At 72.5% G+C, this 6,716-nt stretch carries 5 protein-coding genes and 1 pseudogene; all 6 read right to left on the bottom strand.

Annotated elements, in window-relative coordinates; genetic code table 11:
- Positions 1-114: 114 nt before the first annotated feature.
- Entirely contained in the window at positions 115-2,664 is a 2,550-nt protein-coding gene (gene pheT, locus ACFYPM_RS32135) for a phenylalanine--tRNA ligase subunit beta (protein ID WP_387205167.1), read from the bottom strand.
- A 40-nt stretch (positions 2,665-2,704) separates the two neighbouring features.
- On the bottom strand, positions 2,705-3,772 hold the full coding sequence (gene pheS / locus ACFYPM_RS32130) for a phenylalanine--tRNA ligase subunit alpha (RefSeq protein WP_387205164.1): 1,068 nt from the start codon (positions 3,770-3,772) through the stop codon (positions 2,705-2,707).
- Positions 3,773-3,990: 218 nt separating this feature from the next.
- Positions 3,991-4,788, bottom strand: a complete 798-nt coding sequence (locus ACFYPM_RS32125; RefSeq protein ID WP_387205161.1) for a TrmH family RNA methyltransferase — start codon at positions 4,786-4,788, stop codon at positions 3,991-3,993.
- A gap of 83 nt (positions 4,789-4,871) precedes the next feature.
- On the bottom strand, positions 4,872-5,264 hold the full coding sequence (gene rplT, locus ACFYPM_RS32120; protein WP_387205158.1) for a 50S ribosomal protein L20: 393 nt from the start codon (positions 5,262-5,264) through the stop codon (positions 4,872-4,874).
- A gap of 31 nt (positions 5,265-5,295) precedes the next feature.
- Positions 5,296-5,490, bottom strand: coding sequence for a 50S ribosomal protein L35 (gene rpmI / locus ACFYPM_RS32115; protein WP_110566082.1), 195 nt, complete (start codon positions 5,488-5,490; stop codon positions 5,296-5,298).
- 131 nt (positions 5,491-5,621) lie between these two features.
- Positions 5,622-6,227, bottom strand: a pseudogene (infC, locus tag ACFYPM_RS32110) (translation initiation factor IF-3); the annotation flags it as partial.
- Positions 6,228-6,716 lie beyond the last annotated feature (489 nt).

The raw sequence follows: 6,716 nt of genomic DNA, 5'->3' as shown, positions 1-6,716 counted from the left end.
CGCCTGGCTACACGAATACAACCACCACAGGCCCCACACCGCGATCGGCAAACGCCCACCCATCACCCGCTTAACCAACCTCCTTGGGCAGTACATCTAGCCCCGGCCGGGCCGTCAGGCGCCGCGCAGGGTCGCCCCGAGCCGTTCCGCCGCGACGGCGACCGCCGCGTCCCGTGCCGCGACCGCCTCCTCGACGGTCAGCGTCCGGTCCGGCGCCCGGAAGGTCAGCTTGTACGCCAGCGACCGGCGACCCGCACCGAGCTGCGTCCCGGAGTAGACGTCGAACAGCCGCACGTCCTCCAACAGCTCACCGGCGCCCGCCTCCAGCGCCCGGCGCACCTGCTCCGCCGGCACCGAGTCGTCCACGACCAGGGCCACGTCGATGAGCGCCGGCGGGAAGCCGGACACCGTCGGCGCGGGCGTCACCGGGGTCGCCGGCAGCGCGTCGAGGTCCAGCTCCGTCGCGCAGGTGCGGCGGGGCAACTCCAGGGCCGCGACCACCACCGGGTGCAGCTCACCGGCGTGCCCGACGACCGTGTCGTCGACCCGCAGCTCGGCGCAGCGGCCCGGGTGCCACGGGGCGTACTCGGCCGCCCGCACCTCGACTCGCTCGTCGGGGATCCCGGCGGCGGCCAGCACGTCCCGGGCCGCCTCGATCGCGTCCGCCCAGCCGGCCGGTCGACCCGCACCCCACCAGCCGGTCGGGTCGAGGTCGCCGGCGAGCACCACCGCGACGTGCACCGGCTGCGCCGGCACCACCGCGTCGGCGGCGGCGAACTCCGCGTCGGTGGGACGCCGGTCCACACCCATCTCGGGCGGGCTGCCGGCGCCGACGCGCGGGTGGAAGACCGCGCCGATCTCGTAGAGGGCGAGATCGCGGTGACCCCGGCCGAGGTTGCGCTTGAGGATGCCGAGTAGCGGGCCGAGCAGCGTGGTGCGCAGCAGCGGCTCCTCCTCGGACAGCGGGTTGGCCAGCCGCACCGCGGGTCGGCGCGCGTCGTCGGCCGGCAGGCCGAGCTGGTCGGCCAGCTCCGGCGACACGAACGGGTGCGCGAGCACCTCCACGTACCCCCGCTCCGCCAGCGACCCGGCGACGGCCCGGCGGCGACGCTGCCGCGGGGTCAGGCCGCGGCCGGGGGGTGCGGTCGGCAGCACCGACGGCACCTTGTCGTACCCGTCGAGGCGGACCACCTCCTCGACCAGGTCGGCCGGGTCGGTCAGGTCGGGCCGCCAGGTCGGCGGGGTGACGCTCAGCGCCGTCCCGGCACCGCTTGCCATCCCGAGAGCGCCCGGGTCCTCCAGCAACCGGTCGTCGCCCTGCGCCACGGTGCAGCCCACCCGCTCGAGCAGGGCGACCACCCGCGCCGGCGGGTACTCGACCCCGACCCGCCGGGTCGGCAGGTCCGCCGGCAGGCTGATCGGGGTACGCGGCCGGACGTGGTCGATGTCGAGGATCTCCGCGCTGGGCGTGCCCCCGCCGTGCTCGGTGAGCAGCCGCACGGCACGCTCCAGCGCGACGAGCGCCACGGCCGGGTCGACGCCCCGCTCCCAGCGCTTCGCGGCCTCGCTGAACAGCTTGTGCCGGCGAGCCGTACGCCCGACCATCGCCGGGTCCCAGTGCGCCGCCTCGAAGAGCACGGTGGTGGTGGCCCCGGCGACGACCTCGCTGGTCTCGCCGCCCATCACCGCCGCTAGCGAGATCGGTCCGGTCTCGTCGCAGATGACCATGTCGTCGGCGGTGAGCACCCGGTGGACGCCGTCCAGGGTGGTCAACTTCTCCCCCGCCTCGGCGCGGCGGACCACGAGCGGCCCGACGACCCGGTCGGCGTCGAAGGCGTGCATCGGCTGGCCCAGCTCCAGCATCACGTAGTTGGTGATGTCGACGGGCAGCGAGATGCTGCGGATGCCGGCGGTGACGAGCCGCTGGGCCATCCAGGACGGCGTGGGCGCGGTCGGGTTGACCCCGCGGACCAGGCGGGCCGTGAACCTGTCACAGCCAACCGTGTCGCGGACCTCCACCGGGTACGCCGGCGTCTCGGTGCCCGCCGGGGCCGGCACCAGGGCCGGGTCGTGCAGCGGCACGTCGAACGCGTGCGACAGCTCCCGGGCCAGACCCCGCAGGCTCAGCGCGTACCCCCGGTCGGGGGTGATCTCCAGGTCGAACACGACGTCGTCGAGGCCGACCACCGGGCGCGCGTCGTCGCCCGGCTTGGCCGTCACCTCCGACCCCAGCACGATGATGCCGGAGTGGTCGTCGCCCAGACCCAGCTCCTTCGCCGAGCAGATCATGCCCGCCGAGTTGTGCCCGTACGTCTTGCGGGCGCCGATCGCGAAGCCGCCGGGCAGCACACCGCCGGGCAGGATCACGACGACCCGGTCACCGACGGCGAAGTTGCGCGCCCCGCAGACGATCTCCTGCGGCTCGCCGGTGCCGTTGGCGGCGCCCACGTCGACCCGGCAGAAGCGGATCGGCTTCTTGAAGCCGGTGAGTTCCTCGATCTCCCGCACCTCGCCGACGACGAGCTGACCGGTGACCGTCTCGGTCAGGTCCACGGCGGACTCGACCTCGATGCCGAGGTCGACCAGTGCCTGTTCCAGGTCACCGGTGGGCAGGTCGGCGGGGAGATCGACGTACTCCCGGAGCCAACTGACAGAAACTCGCATGACGTCAGACCACCGTTCCCGTGTCTCGTACCCGCATCGCCTACGCCCCGGTCCCGAGCGCGCGGCTGAACCGCACGTCGCCCTCGAAGAGATGGCGGATGTCGCTGACCCCGTGCCGGATCATCAGGGTCCGGTCGATGCCCATCCCGAACGCGAAGCCGGAGTAGACCTCCGGGTCGACGCCGCAGGCGCGCAGCACCCGCGGGTTGACCATCCCGCAACCACCCCACTCGACCCACTGTGGGCCGTCGCGGTGCTCCGGGAACCACACGTCGAACTCCGCCGACGGCTCGGTGAACGGGAAGTAGTGCGGCCGCCACCGGGTCTTCGCCTCCGGCCCGAACATCGCCCGGGCGAAGTGGTCGAGGGTGCCCCGCAGGTGCGCCATCGTGATGCCCTTGTCGACCACCAGGCCCTCGGCCTGGTGGAACACCGGGCTGTGGGTGGCGTCGATCTCGTCGGTGCGGTAGACGCGGCCGGGCACGATCACGTAGATCGGTGGCTTCCGACTGAGCATGGTGCGGGTCTGCACCGTGGAGGTGTGCGTGCGCAGCACCAGCCCGGACCCCTCCGGCGCGATGTGGAAGGTGTCCATCAACCCGCGCGCCGGGTGGTCGGCGGGGATGTTCAACGCGTCGAAGTTGACCCACTCCAGGTCGACCTCGGGACCCTCGGCCACCTCGTAGCCCATGCCGACGAACAGGTCGCTGATCGACTCCATCAGGACGCTCAGCGGGTGCCGGGCCCCCCGCGGACGCCTGTCGTAGGGCAGGGTGACGTCCACCCGCTCCTCGACCAGCACCCGCTCGGCCTGCTCACGCTCCAGCACCTCGGCGCGGTCGGCGTACGCGGTCTCGATCGCCCGGCGGGCCTCGTTGACGCGCTTACCGGCGTCGGACTTCGCGGCCGGCGGCAACGCGCCGATCTCGCGGCGCGCGAGGGAGACCGGCGACCGGTCCCCCAGGTGCACCGAGCGCAGCGCGGTCAACGCGTCCGGGTCGGCGGCGGCCGTGAACGCCTTCGTGGCGTCCGCGACAGCCTCGTCCAGGGCGGCGGGGTCGAGCAGGGCTACCTGCTTCGGGTCGTACGGATCGTTTCGGTAGCTCATGGCGTACGGGCACTCCCTCACGGCGGCGCCAGCCCTCATCGGGGCGGCTAGGCGAGTCTACGGACGCGCGGCTTCGCCGCAGCCCGCCGGTAGGAGTTGTGCAGGGAGCAGGTCAGGCCCGCCGCCCGCCGACACCGGCGGGCTGGCTAAACGAACGCCGTGTCGCGTTCATGGGCGGACGCTCTCCCCTGCTGTCAGTCGCGCCGGGCACGATCACCTCAGCGCTGTGCTCTCGCTGAAGCGTACAGGCACACCGCCGCCGCGGCAGCCAGGTTGAGGCTCTCCGCGCGCCCGTACAGCGGCACCCGCACCCGGGCGTCGGCCGCCGCGGTCAACTCCTCGGGCAGGCCGTGCGCCTCCGAGCCGAACAACCAGGCGGTGGGCCCGACGAGCCGACCGTAGTCGGTCAGGTCGTCCAGGTCGCTGTCGCCGTACCCGGTGGTCGCGAAGATCGACAGCCCGGCGGCGCGCAGCGCGTCGACCACCGTGACCGGGTCCGGCGCGCGGACCACGTCGACGTGGAAGAGGCTGCCGGCCGACGCCCGCACGCACTTGCCGTTGTACGGGTCGACGGCGTCGCCGGCGAAGATCACCGCACCCGCACCCGCGGCGTCGGCGGTGCGCAGCACCGTGCCGGCGTTGCCGGGGTCGCGGATCTCGGCGAGCACCGCCACCAGCCGGGGCGCATTCGCGAGGGCCTGCTCCAACGACACGTCGAGGTGTTGGCAGACGGCGACCAGCCCCTGTGGAGCGACGGTCTCGGTCAGGGCCGCGAGGGCGTCGTCGGTGATCTCGGAGACGGGCACGTCGGCGCGGGCCGCCGTGGCGGCCAACTCCGGGTGCCGGTCGAGCGCGGCGGGCGTACCGAACAACTCGGTGACCACACCCGGCCGCGCCAGGGCCTCGCGGACCGCCTGCGGTCCCTCGGCCAGGAACCGGCCGGTGGCGTCGCGGTCGCGCCGGCGCTGCAACCGCCGGGCGGCGACAACCCTGGGGGTACGCGGGGTGAAGGCCATGTTGTGCGTTCCTCCGACACGATTGAGGCGCCCCCCGGACGGCGGTGCCGACACGGGAGACGCCTCGCTCTGGTGCGTGGGGATCAGGCGGCCTGAGCCGCCGCGCCACCGATGCCCTCGGCCACGACCGCGGCCCGGGCCAGCTCCACGATCGCCGCGAAGGAAGCGGCGTCGTTGACAGCCATGTCGGCCAGGATCTTGCGGTCGACCTCGATGCCAGCCAGACGCAGGCCCTGGATCAGGCGGTTGTAGGTCATCCCGTTCGCCCGGGCGCCCGCGTTGATCCGCTGAATCCACAGCTGCCGGAAGTCGCCCTTGCGGTCGCGACGGTCCCGGTAGGCGTACTGCATCGAGTGCAGCACCTGCTCCTTGGCCTTGCGGTACAGCCGGGAGCGCTGACCGCGGTAACCGCTCGCGGACTCCAGCAGGGTACGACGCTTCTTCTGGGCGTTTACAGCCCGCTTGACGCGTGCCATCTCAACTCCTAGTTAGGTAAGGTGGCGCGCGTCAGCGGCCGAGCAACTTCTTGATGCGCTTGACGTCAGCCTTGGCCACCTCGACCGTGCCGGTCAACCGGCGCGTACGGGTGGAAGACTTGCCCTCCAACAGGTGGCGCTTGCCAGCCTGCTCGGCCACGATCTTGCCACGGCCGGTCACCTTGACCCGCTTGCCCATACCCGTGTGGCTCTTCATCTTCGGCATGTGGAACGTCTTCTCCCCTGTTACTTGCCGCTGGTGTCGGCGGCGGTGCCGGTGTCACCGGCTGTTGCGGTCTCGCCAGCTGCTGCGGGCTCGCCGACCGCCGCGGTTCCGTCGGCTGCCGCGGTCTCGTCGGCTGCCGCGGTTCCGTCGGCTGCCGCGGTCTCATCGGCTGCCGCGGTCTCGTCGGCTGCCCGGTCCCGAGGTGCACCGCGGGACGCCGTGGCGGCGACCGCGGAGGCCTTCACGGCCCGAAGCGGAGCGAGAACCATGATCATGTTTCGGCCGTCCTGCTTGGGGGCGGCCTCGACGTATCCCAGGTCCGTGATCTCGGATTCGAGCCGGCGCAGGAGCCGGTAACCCAGCTCCGGGCGGCTCTGCTCGCGACCACGGAACATGATCGTCACCTTGACCTTGTCGCCCGCCTTGAGGAACCGCACCACGTGACCCTTCTTGGTCTCGTAGTCGTGCGGGTCGATCTTCGGCCGAAGCTTCATTTCCTTGATGACGGTCTGCTGCTGGTTACGCCGCGCTTCGCGCGCCTTCAGTGCGCTCTCATACTTGAACTTGCCGAAGTCCATGAGCTTGCACACCGGCGGGCGCGCCATCGGCGCGACCTCGACCAGGTCCAGATCGACGTCCGCGGCCAGCTGAAGGGCGCGCTCCAGCGGGACGATGCCCACCTGCTCACCCTCGGGGCCGACCAGTCGGACCTCACGTGCCCGGATCTGCTCGTTCACGCGTGGTTCGACGCTGATGGGGCCTCCTCGAGTCGTTTCTGCTCAGGTACCGACCCCGGCGGCTCCCAGGTGGGAACCGACCTGGAAAGCAGAAGGCCCCGGCGCATGCCAGGGCCCGCTCGACCGGTCGGTGCGATCACAGGATCACACGTCCGGTGCCGGGACGTGCCCGGAACCGGTGACCGGACCCGGCCACCGTAGCGGCGACTCGGGTGGGAGCAGGCGCTCCGCTTTCAAGGCTGCCTGCTCGCATGCGGAGACAGCCCGGTCGACTCGATAACACTACACCCGCGCCCCGGCCGCCCTCAAACCGGGCACACCCCAGCCACGCTGGGCCTACCGACCCGCCGCACTGCCGGGCGGTCGTCGACCCCGCCCTGCCCGCGCCCTGCCCGCGCACGGCGCACGGCGCACGGCGCACGGCGCACGGCGCACGGCGCACGGCGCACGGCGCACGGCGCACGGCGCACGGCGCACGGCGCACGGCGC

It is taken from the genome of Micromonospora sp. NPDC005203 (genome assembly GCF_042872705.1).
Taxonomy (GTDB): domain Bacteria; phylum Actinomycetota; class Actinomycetes; order Mycobacteriales; family Micromonosporaceae; genus Micromonospora.
The sequence above is the reverse complement of the archived record's forward strand: the minus strand, read 5'-3'. Positions and strand labels throughout refer to the sequence as shown.

What these genes read in the sequence shown, in the direction of transcription:
- pheT (WP_387205167.1), bottom strand. Translation starts at nt 2,664, where the DNA reads ATGCGAGTTTCTGTCAGTTGGCTCCGGGAGTACGTCGATCTCCCCGCC.
- pheS (WP_387205164.1), bottom strand. Translation starts at nt 3,772, where the DNA reads ATGAGCTACCGAAACGATCCGTACGACCCGAAGCAGGTAGCCCTGCTC.
- ACFYPM_RS32125 (WP_387205161.1), bottom strand. Translation starts at nt 4,788, where the DNA reads ATGGCCTTCACCCCGCGTACCCCCAGGGTTGTCGCCGCCCGGCGGTTG.
- rplT (WP_387205158.1), bottom strand. Translation starts at nt 5,264, where the DNA reads ATGGCACGCGTCAAGCGGGCTGTAAACGCCCAGAAGAAGCGTCGTACC.
- rpmI (WP_110566082.1), bottom strand. Translation starts at nt 5,490, where the DNA reads ATGCCGAAGATGAAGAGCCACACGGGTATGGGCAAGCGGGTCAAGGTG.